The organism is Sulfitobacter noctilucae (genome assembly GCF_000622365.1).
Classification (GTDB): Bacteria; Pseudomonadota; Alphaproteobacteria; order Rhodobacterales; family Rhodobacteraceae; genus Sulfitobacter; species Sulfitobacter noctilucae.
The window spans coordinates 48,524-64,702 of sequence record NZ_JASC01000005.1; the positions used below are offsets into that span (position 1 = coordinate 48,524).

Sequence of the window (16,179 nt, forward strand, 5' to 3'; positions counted from 1 at the left end):
GTCGATCAGTTGCCGCGCACGGTGTCGATCATCAGTTGCACATTTTCAGGATCCGCGTCGGGCGTGATCCCGTGGCCAAGATTGAAAATATGCGGCCCGCCCGACAGCGCGTCAACGATCTGGCGGGTTTCAGATACCAGGGCATCGCCGCCCGTCACCATGTGAGAGGATTTGAGGTTACCCTGCACACACCCATCGATCTGCACATTCTTGGCGGCCCACTCCGCGCTGACGCCATCGTCGATGGCAATACAGTCAGCCCCGATGGCCTGATGCGCACCGGCATAGCGTTCACCGGCACCGCGCGGAAAGGCGATGACAGGCACGCCGGGATGCAAGGCATGGATTTCGGAGGTGATACGCTGCATCGGCTTGATTGAATAGGTATCGAAATCAGCGCCTTGCAGGGATCCGGCCCAGCTGTCGAAGATCTTCACCACTTCGGCCCCCCCCTTGATCTGCTCGGACAGGTACAGCACCGTGGCTTCGGTGATCCGGTCCATCACGGCGTCGAACACCGCCCGGTTCTCGGCCTTGAGCGCATGTGCTGGCCCTTGATCTGGCGTGCCTTGGCCCGCGATCATATAGGTGGCAACGGTCCACGGGGCACCTGCGAAGCCGATCAATGTGGTCTCTGACGGCAATCCCTTTGAGAGAATTTTTACCGTCTCGTAGATGGGGCTGAGCGTATCGTGAATGGCCTCAACCGGTTTCAGGGCGTCAACTTCGGCCTGTGTTGTGATGGTGGATAGGCGCGGACCTTCGCCGGTGACAAACCACAAATCCGCGCCAAGCGCCTGAGGGATAAGCAGAATATCCGCAAACAGAATGGCGGCATCAAAACCGTAGCGGCGGATAGGCTGAAACGTTACCTCCGCCGCCAGTTCAGGATTGTAGCACAGCGACAGGAAATCGCCGGCCTGCGCGCGGGTCGCTTTATACTCGGGCAGATAACGGCCCGCCTGTCGCATCATCCAGATCGGAGGGGTCGGCAGGGTCTCGCCCGAGAGCGCACGCAGGATCGTTTTATCTTTGGTCATTCAACTTGTCTTTCGTGGCTACTGGTCTTTTGCGGTACCATGCTTTTTAAGCGAAGGTGATACAAGATTTGTCAGGCGAAGTTTGCAGTTGTACGGAAAGACATGATCAAGGATTTACCCACTCCGCAGAACCCGTTGAACATCGGCACCCGTGGCTCTCCGCTGGCATTGGCGCAAGCCCATGAAACCCGCAAAAGGCTGGCGCATGCCTTCGATTTGCCGTTCGAAGCCTTTACGATTGTTGTGATCAAAACAACAGGGGACAAGATCATTGACCGCCCCTTGAAAGAGATTGGCGGCAAAGGGCTGTTCACCCGCGAGATTGAAGAAGACATGATGGCGGGCAAGATCGACATCGCTGTGCACTCGATGAAGGACATGCCGACCTTGCAGCCCGATGGGCTGATCCTTGATACGTATCTGCCGCGCGAAGATGTGCGCGATGCGTTCATTTCGCCCCGCGTCAAAAGCCTTGATGATCTGGCCGAAGGCACGGTGGTTGGTACGTCAAGCCTGCGCCGCAAAGCCCAGCTTAAACTGAGGCGGCCCGATCTGGAGGTCGTCGAGTTTCGCGGCAATTTGCAAACCCGTTTGATGAAGCTGGAGCAGGGCGTGGCCGAGGCGACTTTCCTTGCCATGGCGGGTCTGAACCGGCTGAACATGGACGAGGTGCCGAAAACGGCGATTGAAGTCGACACCATGCTGCCCGCCGTGGCACAGGGGGCCATCGGAATCGAACGCCGCATGGATGACGCCCGCGTAGCGGAAATGCTGATGGCGATCCATGATGTACCCACAGGCCAGCGTTTGGCAGCCGAACGCGCGTTTCTGGCCGCTTTGGATGGCTCTTGCGAGACGCCGATTGCGGGACTGGCTGTGCTGGAGGACGGCGATATTCATCTGCGCGGCGAAGTACTGCGCCCGGACGGGTCGGAAGCGATTGATGATGCGGTACGTTGCACGATCGAAGACGGTGCCGCCGCAGGGGCGGAAATGGCCGCCAAAATGCTGGCGCAGGCCGGTGACGGGTTTTTCGACTGGCGGGGTTAGGTAGCGCTCAACTTGTTTTCAAACACAGCCAGATAGGCGGGCATTGCTGCTTTGATGCGGAAAGCCAACTAAATGTTCGTTCCCTGGCGTTCTGGGCTCAGACCTTGGCACGGATGTCGCTATGCGGTCTATGATCAAGCTAATTGATAGCCAGTCATCATTTATAACATAATCAGTATTACGAGATAAAGCTGCGCCGTGCCCCCATAGGTCCAACTAGGGAGGTACAGCGGTTGAACAGATGATACCCTAGTACCAAAGCGAGCGTTGATCGCTCAGTCCTTTGGTGTCGCGTTGAACACGAACAGCGGCTCACCACCAATGGTATAGCCATCGATCAACGCCTGAGCGGTACTGCTGGTTAGCCACTCCTCAAGCTTTTGGGCTGCCTCCGCTTTTACATGCGGGTGACGCGCTGGGTCGACCGGAAGGTAGGCGTATTGGTTAAAGAGCACAGGATCGCCGGAAAACAACAAAGCCAAGTCGCCTTTGTTGCCGAAATTGAGCCAGCTGGCACGGTCCGCCAGGATGTAGGCGTCAAAGCCTGCCGCGGTGTTCAGGCTGGCCCCCATGCCTGCGCCGACCGCCTTGTACCATGCAGCAAACTGGTCCGGGTCAAGCGTGGCTTCGTTCCACAGGGCGCGTTCTTTCTTGTGGGTGCCGCTGTCGTCCCCGCGGCTGACGAAATTGGCTTCGGCCTCTGCAATGCGCTGGAGCGCGGTGACGGCATCAGAGGCGGTGCCGACCTTTGCCGGATCATCCTTGGGCCCGATGAAGACAAAATCATTGTACATGATTTCGCGGCGATGCGGGGCGTATCCTTCTGCGACGAAAGCGTCCTCTGCGCTGCGCGAGTGGACAAGGATCGCGTCCACATCACCCGCCTCACCAAGGCGCAACGCCTGGCCTGTGCCCACGACGAGCAGTTGAACCTCAAGCCCGGTGTCGGTGGCAATGGCCGGCAGCAGCACGTCCGACAGACCGGAATTGTGAAAGCTTGTGGTAACTGCCACTTTCAATTGCTCGGCAAGGGAACCGGTCGCCAGAAGGCAAAACAGAATTGCAAGAACGCGTGTCATTCGACGATATCTCCTTGAAGAAATGCTTTTGTTTTTGGCTGACCGGGATTTGTGAATATGTCCGCTGCAGCGCCCTGTTCATGTAACTGGCCCTGGGACAGAAAAATAACGTCGTTGGCAAGGCGCCGCGCCTGTCCAAGGTCATGGGTCGTCATGATAATACGGGTACCATCGCTATGGGCCGCTTGCAACACAGCCTCGATCTCGCGGGTGGAACGTCCGTCCAGATTTGCGCATGGCTCATCCAGAAACAGCACGGATGGGGCGCGGATAAGGGCGCGTGCGAGGGCCAGCTTTTGCTTTTCGCCGCCTGAGAGGCGCGGCGCGTGTTGGTCCAGCAAATTGCCCAGCCCGACCCGCCCGGCCCAATGCTCCACCTGAATCGCGATCTCGGATTTCGGCCGTCCCAACAAAGCCAGGGGATACGCCAGATTTTGCCGGACCGAGCGGCGCAGCATGATGGGGCGCTGAAAGACATAGGCCTGTTCCTGATCCATGCGACTGCGGGGCATGGACCATGAAACGGTGCCTGTCGCAATGCGTTCGACACCATGCAGCACTTTCAACAGAGTTGTTTTGCCCGCGCCATTCGGGCCCAGAACGATGGTGAACCCCGTGGCTTCAAGATCGAGATCGAGGGGCCCCAGAATCGTCTTGCCACGCTTTTTGACGCGCAGATCTCTGAGGGCGACGCTTGGGGGCTTGGCTACCATGTGTCGTGCCGTTCGGTGCGGGACAAGGTGTGGATCGCAAAGTTCAAAAGGATGGCCAAGGCAATCAGTACAAAGCCCAGACCCAGTGCCAAGGCAAAATCCCCTTTGCCGGTTTCAAGTGCGATGGCCGTGGTCAGGACACGTGTTGCATGGTCGATGTTTCCGCCAACGATCATGATGGCACCGACTTCGCCGATCGCGCGCCCGAACCCCGCAAGCGCCCCGGTCAGCAAAGCCCGGCGCCCGTCCCAGATCAGGGTCAAGACACGTTGCCGGTTGGTGGTGTTCAGGGAAATCAGCAGATCGTGATATTCCGCCCAAAGCTCGCGCATCGCTTGATGGGTGATCGAGGCGATAAGCGGCGTGATGATGATGACCTGTGCGATGATCATCGCTGTGGGGGTGAACAAAAGACCCAGAACGCCGAACGGACCAGAACGCGACAGGAGCAGATAGACAATCAGCCCGACGACAACTGGGGGCAGGCCCATCAGCGCGTTCAACGTTGCAATCGCAGCCCGGCGAAAACGGAACCGGCGAATGGCCAGCCAGGTCCCCAGCGGCAGCGCGATAAGCGAGGCGATCACCAAGGCAGAAAGACTGACTTTCAGCGAGCGCAATGTGATATCGACCAGATCGGCATCGAGTGTAATCACCAGCTGAAAACCGGCCAAAAGTCCGGCCCAGATGTCATTCATGGAAAGACTGTCCTACCCGGGTTTCAAATTTAGTCGTCCAGGCGCACGGAAGGACCAGATCCGCGATCCTGGCTGGAGAAACCGGCTTCGTTCAGGATCAGGTTCGAGCCGACAGCGATCACAACGATGGCCGTAAGTGCCGCAAGCATGGCTTTCATGTCATTTCTCTTTCTGCACTGTATTGGTGCGCAAATAGTCGATCAGATCGTCCCGGTCCGATTGCTTTGCAATCCGCTGCATCGGCATCTTGGTCCCGGGAATATAGTGGTCAGGGCCAAGGTCGAACAGGGCGTTTATGGTATCTGAGGACCAGATAATATCTGCCCCGTCCAGCGTATCGGAATAGGTGTAGTCCGCAACTGTGCCAGCGCGCCGTCCAAATAGCCCATAGAGACTGGGTCCCGCCTTGCGCGCACTGCCTTCGGTCAGGGTATGGCAGATCGAGCATTTGCGTTTGAACTGACGTTCACCGTTCTTCAACGTCTCCGGCTTTTCAAGAAAGCTGCGGGGTGTGCCTGCCATAGCCTCGCTTTGATCCAATGTTGCAACAGGCCAGGAATAAACAATGTTTTCGATCCCGCCGGCGTGAATGTTCTTTCCGTCCGGCGAAAAAGCCAGCGCCCAGATGGGACCATTCAATGTGGCGCGAAAGTCGCGGGAGATGGTCATTTCATTGGTATCCACAACCATGATGTAGCCTTATCCATCCCCGACGGCGAGTTGCGCCGTTGGCGCGTGAAAAGCCATCGACAGGATCGGGCGGCGGTCGAGGGTAAAGTCCGCGATTTCCGTGCCGGTATTTATGTCTACTAGCCGCGTGCCCCCGTCGACGGCACCGTAGGCGACCCACTCATCGGTCACGATCAACTTGTTGATGCCAAAACCGTGCTTGACCAAGGTACGAGATGTGTTGCCATCCCAAATCCGCAAAGTGCCGTCCGAAGATGCTGAAAACAGATTCCCGGCGGGGGCAAAGGCCACGGCAGTCACGTTGGACCGGTGCCCTTTAAGTATCTGCGTTTCAATGACCGTAGGGTGCAAAGCGGTAGTCTGCAGCGGTTCTCGCAGCGTGGTGAGGTTGATGAAACCGTCCCAGCCTGCACTCGCGATGACGTCGCCTTTGGGGTGCATGGCAATGTCGCTGACTTTGCCCAGATGCTCCGTGACTTCTAGTGGCTCAGCCTGCGCGGGCTGCCACAGTAGAACGCGGAAATCATCGCCACCTGACAGGATCGTGCCGCTTTCATCATAGGAGACCGTGGTAACGGCGGCGCGATGCCCCTCGCGCCAGATAGGAGCGAGGCCGTCCCACAGCCCGACCGAGTTGTCAAAACTGGCGGTGGCAATCTGGCCGGAGGGACCCACCGCGATGTCCATGATCGGCCCGCCATGGCCCTTAAGCGTATAGAAGTCCTGCGCAGCCAAAGGTGCCGCGAGGCAAGCTACTATGGCTGCGGTGCGCCACATCTATTCAGCAGGGGTGGCGCTTTCGGTGGGGGTCTTTGCCTTGGCTTCGACCTCCTCAACCCAAAGCGAGTGATGCTCGCGCGCCCATTGCTCTTCGACTTCGCCGCTGCCCATCGCATCATAGGCACCTTCCATACCCAAAGTACCGATGTAGATATGTGCAAGAATGATCGCCATCAGCACAAAGCTGACGATGGCGTGCCACAACTGTGCGTATTGCATTTCCTCATGCGGAGCGAGCGTTGCGGGCAGTTCACCCAGACCCATTGCGCCAGAGATGCCCCAGCTGTTGAGCTTGTCAAAGGTGGCACCGAACAGGTTGATCTCGAACGGGAACAGCAAGGCTAGGCCAGAGACCGAGATGGATGTGCCTAACACAATAACCGACCAGAAGATCAGCTTTTGGCCCGCGTTGAATTTCTTGGCGGGTGGATGCCCCTTCGAGAAGATTCCACCGCCTTTTAGCAGCCAATTGATGTCAGAGCGATGCGGCAGGTTGTGATACACCCACATTACAAAAACCATCACCAGTGCGATCATGAACGCCCAGGAGACGTTGTTGTGAATCCACTTTGATGGTGCAGCCAGTGCGGCAAAGGCTTCATGCCCGAATGTAGGAATGATCACCTTGCGTCCCATCAGCGTAACCAGGCCGGTTAAGCCCAGCAGGATAAAGGACCCCGACAAAAGCCAGTGGCCAAAACGCTCTACGGCTTTGAACCGCTCGATCTTGCGGCCTGTCTTTGTACCATCAATGCGGATGCGGCCACGGATCAGATAGAAGACCAGCAACAGCAATATCGTGCCGCCCAACAGCAAGCTGCCGTAGGTGATAAGCGGCCCTTTGCGAAACTCCAGCCACCACATGCCGCCATCCTGAAACAGCGTCGTTGCCGCCGGACCGTTATTCGACGCCGTGACATCAGCTGTCCCGTGTTTCAGCGCCCGCCAAAGATCGGGGTCGGATGCGCCGCCAAGCGGCTGCAAGTGACCCACGTTCGGTACATCGTCGCCCGTGGCGCCGGTTCCCAAGTCATCCGCAACCACTTCACCGCGCTGCCGCGCTAGAATATCGTCAAGCGTTTGTGCACCACCGGTCGCGGAGCGATCCGGGGCCGGTGCATCAGCCGATTGTGCATGGGCAATGGTGACAAACGACAGGCAAAGTAGCAGGGCCGTCAGCGTGCGCAGCATGGTGTATCCTTTAGCGTTCAAATGAGCGAAAAAGAGCGGCCCACCAACGAGCCGCTCTGATTTTCAAAAGTCCAGTCAAGGACAGTTAGCCATCGCGCTGGCCGTAGGCCGAACCCCAGCCCCATGCGCCGGAGCCGAAACCACGGGCCACCACACGTTCGCGGTAGATGCCCGAGACAACGTCACCGTCACCGGCCAACAGCGCCTTGGTGGAACACATCTCGGCGCAGATTGGCAGCTTGCCTTCCGCAATCCGGTTGCGGCCGTATTTGGCGAACTCGGCGGTGGAGTGGGTTTCCTCAGGGCCACCGGCGCAGAAGGTACATTTGTCCATCTTGCCGCGAGACCCGAAGTTACCAGCCTGTGGGAACTGCGGTGCGCCAAAGGGGCACGCGTAGAAGCAGTAACCGCACCCGATGCAGAGGTCCTTGGAGTGGAGAACCACACCTTCCTCGTTCTGGTAAAAGCAGTCCACGGGGCAGACCGCCATACAAGGCGCATCGGAACAGTGCATACAGGCCACGGAAATCGACCGTTCACCCGGTGAGCCGTCATTGATCGTGACGACTTTCCGGCGGTTGATGCCCCACGGCACTTCGTGTTCGTTCTTACAGGCTGTGACGCAGGCGTTGCATTCAATGCAGCGTTCGGCGTCGACGAGAAACTTTGCTCTTGCCATTGGTTGTTCTCCTTATGCTGCTGAGATTTTGCAAAGAGTCGCTTTGGTCTCTTGCATTTGCGTGACTGAATCGTAGCCGTAGGTCTGAGCGGTGTTGGTGCTTTCACCCAACACATATGGATCGGCACCATCAGGATATTTGCCCCTCAGGTCCTCGCCTTCCAGATGACCGCCGAAGTGGAATGGCATAAAGGCCACGCCTTCACCAACCCGTTCAGTCACCATGGCCATCACTTTGACCTTGCCGCCTTCGGGACCTTCGACCCAGACCTGTTCGCCATCACGCACACCAAGGTTATTGGCGTCGCGTGTGTTGATCTCGACGAACATGTCCTGCTGCAACTCGGCCAACCATGGGTTCGAGCGTGTCTCGTCACCACCCCCCTCGTATTCGACCAGACGACCGGACGTCAGGATCATCGGGTAATCCTTCGAAAAGTCGTTCTTCTGGATCGAGGCATACATGGTCGGCAAGCGGTAGAACTTACGGTCCTCATATGTTGGGTAGTCCTCCACCAGATCGCGGCGGTTGGTGTAGAGCGGTTCGCGGTGGACCGGTACCGGATCAGGGAAAGTCCAGACCACTGCACGCGCCTTGGCGTTCCCGAAGGGCGCACATTCATGCGCAATCGCCACACGTTGGATACCGCCCGACAGATCGGTCTTCCAGTTCACGGCAGCGACCTTTTCGTTGTAGTCCGACGGGAACGGCGACATGGAAGCTTCGCCAACTTCCTCGGCCGCGCCCTGTTCGCCGGACGGTTCGGAGAGGTTTTGTGCTTCCGCAGTATCCTGCACCTCGTCCGTCTGGCCCTCTTCGGTGCTGGCGTTGGATGCTTCCTCGCCATCGTCCTGATTGCCAACGGAAGCGTCATCCAGCCCTTCCATTCCGACCACACGGCCCATCGCCCGGCGTTCTTCGTCGGTCAATTCGCTGTCCCAGCCGAGATCGACAAGCATCTGATAGGTGAACTCGGGATAGCCATCTTGAATGTCCGACCCAAGGCTATAGACCCCTTCGGCCAACAGGTTATCACCGTCGCGTTCCACCCCAAAGCGGGCACGGAACGTCAGACCCCCCTCGGAGACACGTTTGGACATGTCATAGAGGTTCGGGGTGCCGGGGTGGTTCATCTCGGGCGTACCCCAGCAGGGCCACGGCATCCCGTAATAATCGCCATCCGCTGGCCCGCCAACGGCCTGCAATGTTGTGCGGTCAAAGGTATGCTGGTTGGCCATGTGTTTTTTGATCCGCTCCGGGCTTTGACCCGTATAGCCGACCGTCCACATGCCTTTGTTGAACTCGCGCGTGATGCTTTCAACGTTCGGGGTTTCTTCGTCATCCATTTCGATGTTGCGGAACAGACGGTCCGCCCAGCCGAACTTATTGGCGAACTTGGCCATGATGACCTCGTCCGGCAGGCTTTCGAACAGTGGATCAACCACCTTGTCGCGCCACTGGATCGACCGGTTTGACGCGGTGACCGAGCCACGCGTTTCAAACTGGGTACAGGCCGGCAGCAGGTAAACGCCATCCGTGCGGTCATGCAGAACGGCAGAGACCGTTGGATAGGGGTCGATGACGACCAGCATATCCAATTGCTCCATCGCGGTCTTCATCTCCTTCTGGCGGGTCTGCGAGTTTGGCGCGTGGCCCCATAGCACCATGGCACGCACCTTGTTGGGGTTGTCCATGTTGTCAGGGTCTTCCAACACGCCGTCAATCCAGCGGCTGACCGGGATGCCGGTGAGGTTCTGCAACGACTTGTCTTTGCCGTCCGCGTTTTTGGTCGTCGCAAACTGGTTCTTGAGCCAGTCGGCATCTTCTTCCCAAACGCGGCCCCAGTGCGCCCATGCACCAGCGGACAGGCCATAATAGCCCGGCAGCGTGTGCGACAGAACGCCTAGGTCGGTTGCCCCCTGCACGTTATCGTGACCACGGAAGATGTTTGTACCACCGCCCGATGTGCCCATGTTGCCAAGCGCCAGCTGAAGCACGCAGTACGCGCGCGTGTTGTTGTTGCCGTTCGTATGCTGCGTGCCACCCATGCACCAAATCACGGTGCCCGGGCGGTTGTTGGCCATTGTGCGGGCAACGCGCTTGAGCTGCGAGGCAGGTGCGCCTGTGACGCGCTCGACTTCTTCTGGAGTCCAGCGGGCGACTTCTTCCTGGATCTGGTCCATGCCCCAGACGCGGGTGCGGATGAATTCCTTGTCTTCCCACCCGTTGTCAAAGATGTGCCACAAAATACCCCAGACCAGCGCCACATCGGTGCCGGGACGGAAGCGCACATACTCATCAGCATGGGCCGCCGTGCGGGTGAAGCGCGGGTCACATACGATCACTGGCGCGTTGTTCTGTTCCTTGGCTTTCAGCAGGTGCAACAGCGAAACGGGATGCGCCTCGGCAGGGTTGCCACCGATGATAAAGATCGCTTTGGAATTGTGGATGTCGTTGTAGCTGTTGGTCATCGCGCCATAGCCCCAGGTGTTCGCAACACCGGCAACTGTGGTCGAGTGACAGATACGCGCCTGGTGGTCCACATTGTTCGTGCCCCAATAGGCGGCGAACTTGCGGAAGAGATAGGCCTGTTCGTTGTTATGTTTGGCGCTGCCCAGCCAATAGACTGAATCCGGTCCGCTCTCTTCGCGGATGTTCATCATGCCGTCGCCGATCTCGTCGATCGCCTGCTCCCATGAGATGCGCTTCCATTCACCACCCTCTTTTTTCATCGGGTACTTGAGGCGGCGCTCGCCGTGGGCATGCTCGCGCACAGCGGCCCCTTTGGCACAATGGGCACCAAGGTTGAACGGGCTGTCCCAACCGGGCTCCTGCCCTGTCCAGACGCCATTGGCCACCTCTGCGATAACGGTACAGCCGACCGAGCAGTGGGTGCAGACGGATTTGATCGTCTCAACCGCGCCGGTGGCAGTAGCCGCCGCCTGTGCTTGCGTCACCGTGCCGCCTGTGGCGGAAATTGCAGCAAGGCCTCCAATGGCCAGGCCGGATCCGCGCAGGAAACTGCGGCGGTCTACGGATTTCTCCGCGATGTCTGATAGAATGCCTGTCCGCTGGGGGCGTCGCGCAACCCCGTTGGTTTTTTTCTTCAGCATGTGTCTTCCTCCCTTGATCCTGACAGTCGGGCGTCACGCAACCAGTCGCCAGGATGTTTAGTAAGAAGCGTCCGGTCCTAGAACCGGGCGCTGTCCAGATATGCACGCGTATGCGCGGTGTCCTGCATCTTTTCAGATGTGGGGTCGACGGGGTTGGCCTCGGCGGTTGATGCCCCTGCGGCTAGTGCCACAGCTGCAACCGGCGCGGTTGTGCCAGCCAGTTTCAGAAAATCGCGGCGGTTTGTGCCGGTCTCTTTCTTCGTCTCTTCTTTCGTCATGGGGGATGTCTCCCTCCCTTGTTATGGCGGGCATCCCCACCGATGATAGTCTGGCCGGTCTGCTAACCGGCCATCCGAAATGCTTCGCGCTCGATCTCCATGAATTCCCGACCCACTGTGCCAAGCGAGGCATAGAGGATGGAATTCTTGGCTGCTTCAAGGTCGGCAAAGAAATGCCCGGCCCAGGGCGCGATGTGTTTGTTAAAAAAGGTTTTCTGGCTGTCCAGCGATGCGGGCGCGCCAAAGCGCCCCACGATCATTCCGGCCATCATCTCCATCAGAGAGGCGATGTTATCCTCGGGCTCGAACACATTTGCAGGCCGCGTCATGGCCCGTGCAGCCATATCAGAGCGCAGCGTCGCCAGTGGCTTTTCGTTCAGAAAGCCGGTCAGATAATAGCTGGCATAAGGCAGCAGCTCTCCGCGCCCCAACCCGACGAAAAGCGCGTTGAATTCGCTTTCCACCTTGGCGGGTTTGCTGGCTTTGGCCACACGCGACAGGCCAGCGATGGCTTTGCCAATCTCGCTGTCATCCCCTGAAAGGCCCGCGCATTGGTCCAGCAACATCTGGTCGGGCGGTGCCGAGAGCATCAGGCCCAGAAAGTTGTAAAGATCCGCCCGCAGGCGGTCTTCGGAAGCAACTGCGATGTCTTCGGCTGTATTCACGCGGCGTCCTCTATTCTGAATTTCATGCGGCGCGGAACAGGTTGATGCATCGCTTCCGGCTCCGGACTTTCTGCCTGCGCCATTTCTACAGGCGCGTGTGCCTCTGGCGTCGCGTCAGATGACGCGATCAGATCATCCTGATTTTCCAGGACGTCTTCTTCTATCTCGTCGACGTCGTTTGTCTCGACCGGGTTGGCAAGTGCTTCTGCCTGTCGGGCCATCTCTTGAACATGCTTCAACATGCCCTTGCCGACCTGATAGGCCGTCTGGATATTCTCGACCGCCATGGCTGAATCTGTGAAATCCTCACCGTAATCGACCAACATGTCGACATTGGCCAGAACAGGGTTGGACCGCCACAACGCCCGCAAGGCCCGGCGCCGGATCAGATCGGGCACGGTCTTTGCCATGAACACGGTGAAATCGTCCCCTTTGCCGAGTGTCTCGGGTGCGGGCAAATCGAGGGCTGCCAGCATCTCCGCCTCGCTCATCTGCTCAAGCGCGGCATGTTCCTGAGCAAGTGCTTCGGCTTCCGCCGACGCAATCTCTGCCTTCGCCTCAGCGGCAACACCGGCCCTCCGGCGAGCCCAGAAATCGGAACGCCCGCTCAATGCACCGTCTCCTTGGAAGAGGGCGCGCGGTACACATCAGAAACCTGCCGGATGCGCGCATCGCCAATGCCGTCTTCTTTGCGGTCGACACGCGTTTTATCCCGCCGCCGCTTGATGAACACTTCATCTTCGTGGTGCAGTTGCACAAAGTCGCGGATCCAGGCGATCAACCCATCGGGCATCGCAACCTTTTCAACCAGCTCCTCGCCCGTGTCGGCATAATCCTGCGCTTCGTACGGGGACGCTGTGGCAAGCACTATATCCAGCGGTGCCTCCCCCTCGCCCGGGCGCATCACGACATAGATCGCAGGGACCTTGGCAGATAAGCCATGTGAATACGCCTCGGTATCCGTGCGAAACAGCTCTAGCGGCAAGGTGGCGGCGTGGTATTCCACTGCCTCGCCATCCCGCCGCAACTCTTTCCAATTGGCCGAACCGGCACCGGGCAATACAGCAACAGCTTTCCACACATGCTTGGCCCAGCGTGTGACGCCGGGCACCCTTCGGATCACAATTCCGACAGGCATAGAAATGGATTTTTGGCTGCACTTGTCCAAAACGACCCTCGAAGCATGCTGTTGAAGCCTCTATCTTAATAGGATCGCGGATAATTCAAAGTAATTTTTGGCACTTATGCTGAACAACATCTGCCCATGCCGCAGCGCAGCAAAGAATTGTTTTTCACTTACGCCCGTCTGACATGGTAGTTCAGGGAGGATTGTGTTTTTTAGGGATGCCAGTAAGTAAATTCCTTTGCTGCTGCAGCATTTTACTTACCCGCGAGAGCGGTACGAATTGAGGTTTACGATAGCAGAGAATCGCGGGTAGCTTGGCCCGCGCTTCGTGATCGGACGCGTGCGCCCCGGAGGAGAGAAGATGGCCAAAAAGCTGATATTGTGCGATTGCGCGGGCAGCCAGTCCCTTGATGCCGATGCCATCGCGGCGGGGTCTGGTCTTGCCTGCTCCAAGGTCTATTCGCACCTGTGTACCCTGCAAATCGACGCTGCTGCAAAAGAACTGGCGCAGGGCGATGCCATTGTTGCCTGCCAGCAAGAGCGCGCTACCTTCGAAGAACTTGCGGATGATCTGCAAATTGATGCGCCCGGTTTCGTTGACTTAAGGGACCGGGCCGGTTGGGGCACGGGCGCGCCTGCGCCCAAGATGGCCGCCTTGGCTGCCGAAGCAGCACTTTCCCTGCCCTTGGGCAAATCTGTCGATGTGGTATCCGAAGGTACCTGCCTGATCGTGGGGGCAGAGGCCGCACTTATCGCCGCGCAAAACCTCAGCGAGACATTGGCGGTGACAGTGCTTGTCACGGACCCTGATCTGATCCCAAACGACCGGACTTTTGACTGTGTCGTGGGCAAGGTCCGCAACGTGTCGGGGGCACTGGGCGGCTTTACCGTGAAACTTGACGCTTTCCAGCAGGTCCTGCCTGCCGGTCGCGGTGCCTTTGATCTGAGCCCGCCGCAGAATGGTGTGGTCTCGGCCTGTGACATCATCCTCGATCTGTCCGGTGAAACCGCGTTGGTACCTGCGCCCCACAAGCGCGAAGGCTATCTGCGGGCGGAGCCCGGCCACCCCCCTTCGGTTGCCAATGCTGTGATCGAAGCCGCGCAGTTGATCGGCACATTTGAAAAGCCGCTTTATGTCCGGCTCGAACCCAGCCTCTGCGCCCATAGCCGTGCGGAGCAACCTGCCTGTTCGAATTGCCTGAATGTCTGCCCGACCGGTGCCATTGTTTCTGCGGGCGAACATGTGGCGATTGATCCGATGATCTGTGCGGGGTGCGGTTCATGCTCTGCGGTTTGTCCTTCCGGGGCGATCACCTATGACGCGCCGCCTGTTGATGCACTCTTTCGCCGTTTGTCCACACTTGCCACGACCTACCGCACCGCAGGGGGCACATCGCCGCGCCTGCTGGTGCATGATGCTGAATTCGGGCGCGAGATGATCTCGCTCGCGGCGCGTTTCGGGCGTGGCCTGCCGGGGCATGTGATCCCGATCGAGATCGATGCATTGTCAGGCTTTGGGCATGCGGAAATGCTCGCGGCATTGGCCTGCGGATTTGAACATGTTGATCTGCTGCTCAGCCCGAAAACCGAACAGGACGTGATCGAAGCTCAGGCCATATTGGCCCGTGCTTTGGCTGGCAAGGATGCTGTGCGATTGTTGTCGCTGAACGATCCGGATGCCCTGAGTGACGCGGTCGATGCGCCTGCCGTCGACCCTGCGCACTGTGCGCCCGTGCTGCCCCTTGGTACGCGCAGGCAGGTGGCCCGACTGGCCGCCAAAACGCTGCAACCTGAAACCAAGGTTCAGGAGCTGCCCGCCGGCGCGCCCTATGGCGCGGTCGTGGTTGATACGGACGCCTGTACCCTGTGTCTCTCGTGCGTTTCGCTTTGCCCGTCGGGGGCCTTGGGCGACAACTCGGATCTGCCGCAACTCCGCTTTCAGGAAGATGCCTGTCTGCAATGCGGTTTGTGCAGCAACATTTGCCCAGAGCAGGCCATCACATTGCAACCGCAAATGAATCTGACCGATGCCGCCTTCGACCAGCGTGTGCTTTATGAGGAAGAACCCTTTGCCTGCATCGATTGTGGCAGCCTGTTCGGTTCCAAATCGACCATCGCAAAGATCACCGAGAAACTGGCGGGCAAGCATGCGATGTTCGCGTCTTCAGAAGCTGCGAAGATGATCCAGCGCTGCGAAAATTGCCGCATACAGGCGCAATACCACTCCACCAACAATCCGTTCCAGGGCGCAGAGCGTCCCCGCGTGCGGACCTCGGATGACTACTTTGCCAAGCGCAAGGATCACTGAAGTTGAATGGGCTTTCCCAAATCGGCGGGCGTTATGGAGCCGACATAGGCCCCGATGGCTTCAATGTCTTCCCAGCTGACCTCAATCGGCGCGATGGGCGACGGCAGGTTTTCGGGAAACGGTTCGGTGATGCCGGTGACTTGGGTGAATGCCGGATGCGGGCGCAGCATGAAGAATGTCTCGAACCGTTCCTGCCAGTCGGGGAACGTGCGCATCAAGGCGAAGGACGGGGTGGAGCCGATGGCATTCATCCGGTTGGTTTCATTGACAACATGACAGCGTCCACATTGGCTGAGGCTCACGGCTTCGCCGCGCACGACATTTCCGGTGATCTGCGTTGTCTCGACCGCTTGGACCCGCCCGACATCAGCGCTGAAAAGCGGGGTGCCATCGGGTGCGAAAGCTTCAATGGTGCGCTTGCCCACCTCCGACAAAAGCCAGTCCTGAAAGGCGTCCATGTCTTCGCCGCCGGGGCTGGTAAAGTGCCAGACTGTCTCACCCTGGGCGAAAACGGGCATGCCTTCCGCGCCAAGCGCTGCGTCGCCCGCGCCCTCTGTGACAGTGATCCGCACCCCCGTTTTCAAAGAAAACCGCGGGAGCAGGTGCTTCAAGAACCCCGTCTGGACAAGGGTATCCGGGGCCTGCAAGGAAAACGCCTTGTCCTGGGCCGCAATGGGGCTGGCCAGCAACGCAAGGCTTATCGCCACTTTCCAGAACATAGGCCCCTATCTCCACCGCATGTCAGGTTGCGACCAAGCCTAGGGGCGT

At 58.7% G+C, this 16,179-nt stretch carries 17 protein-coding genes; 2 read left to right on the top strand and 15 right to left on the bottom strand.

Translation table 11 applies throughout. The annotated features are described in order from the left end of the window. Positions 1 to 5: 5 nt before the first annotated feature. Positions 6 to 1,040: a uroporphyrinogen decarboxylase gene (gene hemE / locus Z945_RS0105365; RefSeq protein ID WP_025051087.1), complete on the bottom strand. Its 1,035-nt coding sequence runs from the start codon at positions 1,038 to 1,040 to the stop codon at positions 6 to 8. 102 nt (positions 1,041 to 1,142) lie between these two features. Here hemE and hemC point away from each other — a divergent pair, with 102 nt between their 5' ends. Beyond that, on the top strand, positions 1,143 to 2,090 hold the full coding sequence (hemC, locus tag Z945_RS0105370) for a hydroxymethylbilane synthase (protein WP_025051088.1): 948 nt from the start codon (positions 1,143 to 1,145) through the stop codon (positions 2,088 to 2,090). 275 nt (positions 2,091 to 2,365) lie between these two features. On the opposite strand, the gene Z945_RS0105375 is transcribed toward hemC, so the two are convergent. The 13 genes from Z945_RS0105375 to Z945_RS0105430 all read right to left on the bottom strand — a co-directional run bounded on the left by Z945_RS0105375 (position 2,366) and on the right by Z945_RS0105430 (position 13,115). Further along, the gene (locus tag Z945_RS0105375; protein WP_025051089.1) at positions 2,366 to 3,169 is read right to left on the bottom strand and encodes an ABC transporter substrate-binding protein; all 804 of its coding nucleotides are present in this window, start codon (positions 3,167 to 3,169) and stop codon (positions 2,366 to 2,368) included. After that, the gene (locus Z945_RS0105380; RefSeq protein ID WP_025051090.1) at positions 3,166 to 3,882 is read right to left on the bottom strand and encodes an ABC transporter ATP-binding protein; all 717 of its coding nucleotides are present in this window, start codon (positions 3,880 to 3,882) and stop codon (positions 3,166 to 3,168) included. The genes Z945_RS0105375 and Z945_RS0105380 overlap by 4 nt, the downstream gene beginning before the upstream one ends. Further along, entirely contained in the window at positions 3,876 to 4,580 is a 705-nt protein-coding gene (locus Z945_RS0105385; protein WP_025051091.1) for an ABC transporter permease, read from the bottom strand. The genes Z945_RS0105380 and Z945_RS0105385 overlap by 7 nt, the downstream gene beginning before the upstream one ends. A 29-nt stretch (positions 4,581 to 4,609) precedes the next feature. Then, positions 4,610 to 4,738 (bottom strand): hypothetical protein, encoded by a 129-nt coding sequence (locus tag Z945_RS20930; RefSeq protein WP_277618913.1) that lies wholly within the window; start codon positions 4,736 to 4,738, stop codon positions 4,610 to 4,612. Position 4,739: 1 nt separating this feature from the next. Beyond that, the gene (locus tag Z945_RS20990; RefSeq protein ID WP_338152100.1) at positions 4,740 to 5,270 is read right to left on the bottom strand and encodes a c-type cytochrome; all 531 of its coding nucleotides are present in this window, start codon (positions 5,268 to 5,270) and stop codon (positions 4,740 to 4,742) included. A 9-nt stretch (positions 5,271 to 5,279) separates the two neighbouring features. Next, positions 5,280 to 6,047, bottom strand: coding sequence for a WD40 repeat domain-containing protein (locus Z945_RS20995; protein WP_338152101.1), 768 nt, complete (start codon positions 6,045 to 6,047; stop codon positions 5,280 to 5,282). Continuing rightward, positions 6,048 to 7,241, bottom strand: a complete 1,194-nt coding sequence (locus Z945_RS0105400) for a formate dehydrogenase subunit gamma (RefSeq protein WP_025051092.1) — start codon at positions 7,239 to 7,241, stop codon at positions 6,048 to 6,050. Between the two features lie 85 nt (positions 7,242 to 7,326). Then, complete coding sequence (gene fdh3B / locus Z945_RS0105405) at positions 7,327 to 7,920, bottom strand: formate dehydrogenase FDH3 subunit beta (RefSeq protein ID WP_025051093.1); 594 nt, start codon at positions 7,918 to 7,920, stop codon at positions 7,327 to 7,329. Between the two features lie 12 nt (positions 7,921 to 7,932). Next, the gene (locus Z945_RS0105410; protein WP_025051094.1) at positions 7,933 to 11,034 is read right to left on the bottom strand and encodes a formate dehydrogenase subunit alpha; all 3,102 of its coding nucleotides are present in this window, start codon (positions 11,032 to 11,034) and stop codon (positions 7,933 to 7,935) included. Positions 11,035 to 11,111: 77 nt separating this feature from the next. Then, positions 11,112 to 11,312 carry a twin-arginine translocation signal domain-containing protein gene (locus tag Z945_RS0105415; protein ID WP_025051095.1) on the bottom strand — a complete coding sequence of 67 codons (201 nt, stop codon included), beginning with the start codon at positions 11,310 to 11,312 and terminating at the stop codon, positions 11,112 to 11,114. Positions 11,313 to 11,374: 62 nt separating this feature from the next. Then, complete coding sequence (locus Z945_RS0105420) at positions 11,375 to 11,977, bottom strand: TorD/DmsD family molecular chaperone (RefSeq protein WP_025051096.1); 603 nt, start codon at positions 11,975 to 11,977, stop codon at positions 11,375 to 11,377. Further along, positions 11,974 to 12,588, bottom strand: coding sequence for a DUF3306 domain-containing protein (locus Z945_RS0105425; protein WP_025051097.1), 615 nt, complete (start codon positions 12,586 to 12,588; stop codon positions 11,974 to 11,976). Before Z945_RS0105425 ends, Z945_RS0105420 begins: the two co-directional genes overlap by 4 nt. Beyond that, complete coding sequence (locus Z945_RS0105430) at positions 12,585 to 13,115, bottom strand: DUF3305 domain-containing protein (protein ID WP_025051098.1); 531 nt, start codon at positions 13,113 to 13,115, stop codon at positions 12,585 to 12,587. Before Z945_RS0105430 ends, Z945_RS0105425 begins: the two co-directional genes overlap by 4 nt. Before the next feature lie 349 nt (positions 13,116 to 13,464). On the opposite strand from Z945_RS0105430, the gene Z945_RS0105435 reads away from it, so the two are divergent. Beyond that, positions 13,465 to 15,411 carry a 4Fe-4S binding protein gene (locus tag Z945_RS0105435; protein ID WP_025051099.1) on the top strand — a complete coding sequence of 649 codons (1,947 nt, stop codon included), beginning with the start codon at positions 13,465 to 13,467 and terminating at the stop codon, positions 15,409 to 15,411. On the opposite strand, the gene Z945_RS0105440 is transcribed toward Z945_RS0105435, so the two are convergent. Continuing rightward, a complete protein-coding gene (locus Z945_RS0105440) occupies positions 15,405 to 16,130 on the bottom strand; it encodes a hypothetical protein (protein ID WP_025051100.1) in 726 nt (241 codons plus the stop codon). The genes Z945_RS0105435 and Z945_RS0105440 overlap by 7 nt on opposite strands. Positions 16,131 to 16,179: the final 49 nt, after the last annotated feature.

Bases quoted from the DNA above. Each gene is read 5' to 3' on its own strand.
- hemC (WP_025051088.1), top strand. From the start codon at position 1,143: ATGATCAAGGATTTACCCACTCCGCAGAACCCGTTGAACATCGGCACC.
- Z945_RS20995 (WP_338152101.1), bottom strand. From the start codon at position 6,047: ATGTGGCGCACCGCAGCCATAGTAGCTTGCCTCGCGGCACCTTTGGCT.
- Z945_RS0105440 (WP_025051100.1), bottom strand. From the start codon at position 16,130: ATGTTCTGGAAAGTGGCGATAAGCCTTGCGTTGCTGGCCAGCCCCATT.
- Z945_RS0105430 (WP_025051098.1), bottom strand. From the start codon at position 13,115: ATGCCTGTCGGAATTGTGATCCGAAGGGTGCCCGGCGTCACACGCTGG.
- Z945_RS0105380 (WP_025051090.1), bottom strand. From the start codon at position 3,882: ATGGTAGCCAAGCCCCCAAGCGTCGCCCTCAGAGATCTGCGCGTCAAA.
- Z945_RS0105385 (WP_025051091.1), bottom strand. From the start codon at position 4,580: ATGAATGACATCTGGGCCGGACTTTTGGCCGGTTTTCAGCTGGTGATT.
- Z945_RS20990 (WP_338152100.1), bottom strand. From the start codon at position 5,270: ATGGTTGTGGATACCAATGAAATGACCATCTCCCGCGACTTTCGCGCC.
- Z945_RS0105435 (WP_025051099.1), top strand. From the start codon at position 13,465: ATGGCCAAAAAGCTGATATTGTGCGATTGCGCGGGCAGCCAGTCCCTT.
- Z945_RS0105415 (WP_025051095.1), bottom strand. From the start codon at position 11,312: ATGACGAAAGAAGAGACGAAGAAAGAGACCGGCACAAACCGCCGCGAT.
- Z945_RS0105410 (WP_025051094.1), bottom strand. From the start codon at position 11,034: ATGCTGAAGAAAAAAACCAACGGGGTTGCGCGACGCCCCCAGCGGACA.
- Z945_RS0105375 (WP_025051089.1), bottom strand. From the start codon at position 3,169: ATGACACGCGTTCTTGCAATTCTGTTTTGCCTTCTGGCGACCGGTTCC.
- fdh3B (WP_025051093.1), bottom strand. From the start codon at position 7,920: ATGGCAAGAGCAAAGTTTCTCGTCGACGCCGAACGCTGCATTGAATGC.
- Z945_RS0105400 (WP_025051092.1), bottom strand. From the start codon at position 7,241: ATGCTGCGCACGCTGACGGCCCTGCTACTTTGCCTGTCGTTTGTCACC.
- Z945_RS20930 (WP_277618913.1), bottom strand. From the start codon at position 4,738: ATGAAAGCCATGCTTGCGGCACTTACGGCCATCGTTGTGATCGCTGTC.
- hemE (WP_025051087.1), bottom strand. From the start codon at position 1,040: ATGACCAAAGATAAAACGATCCTGCGTGCGCTCTCGGGCGAGACCCTG.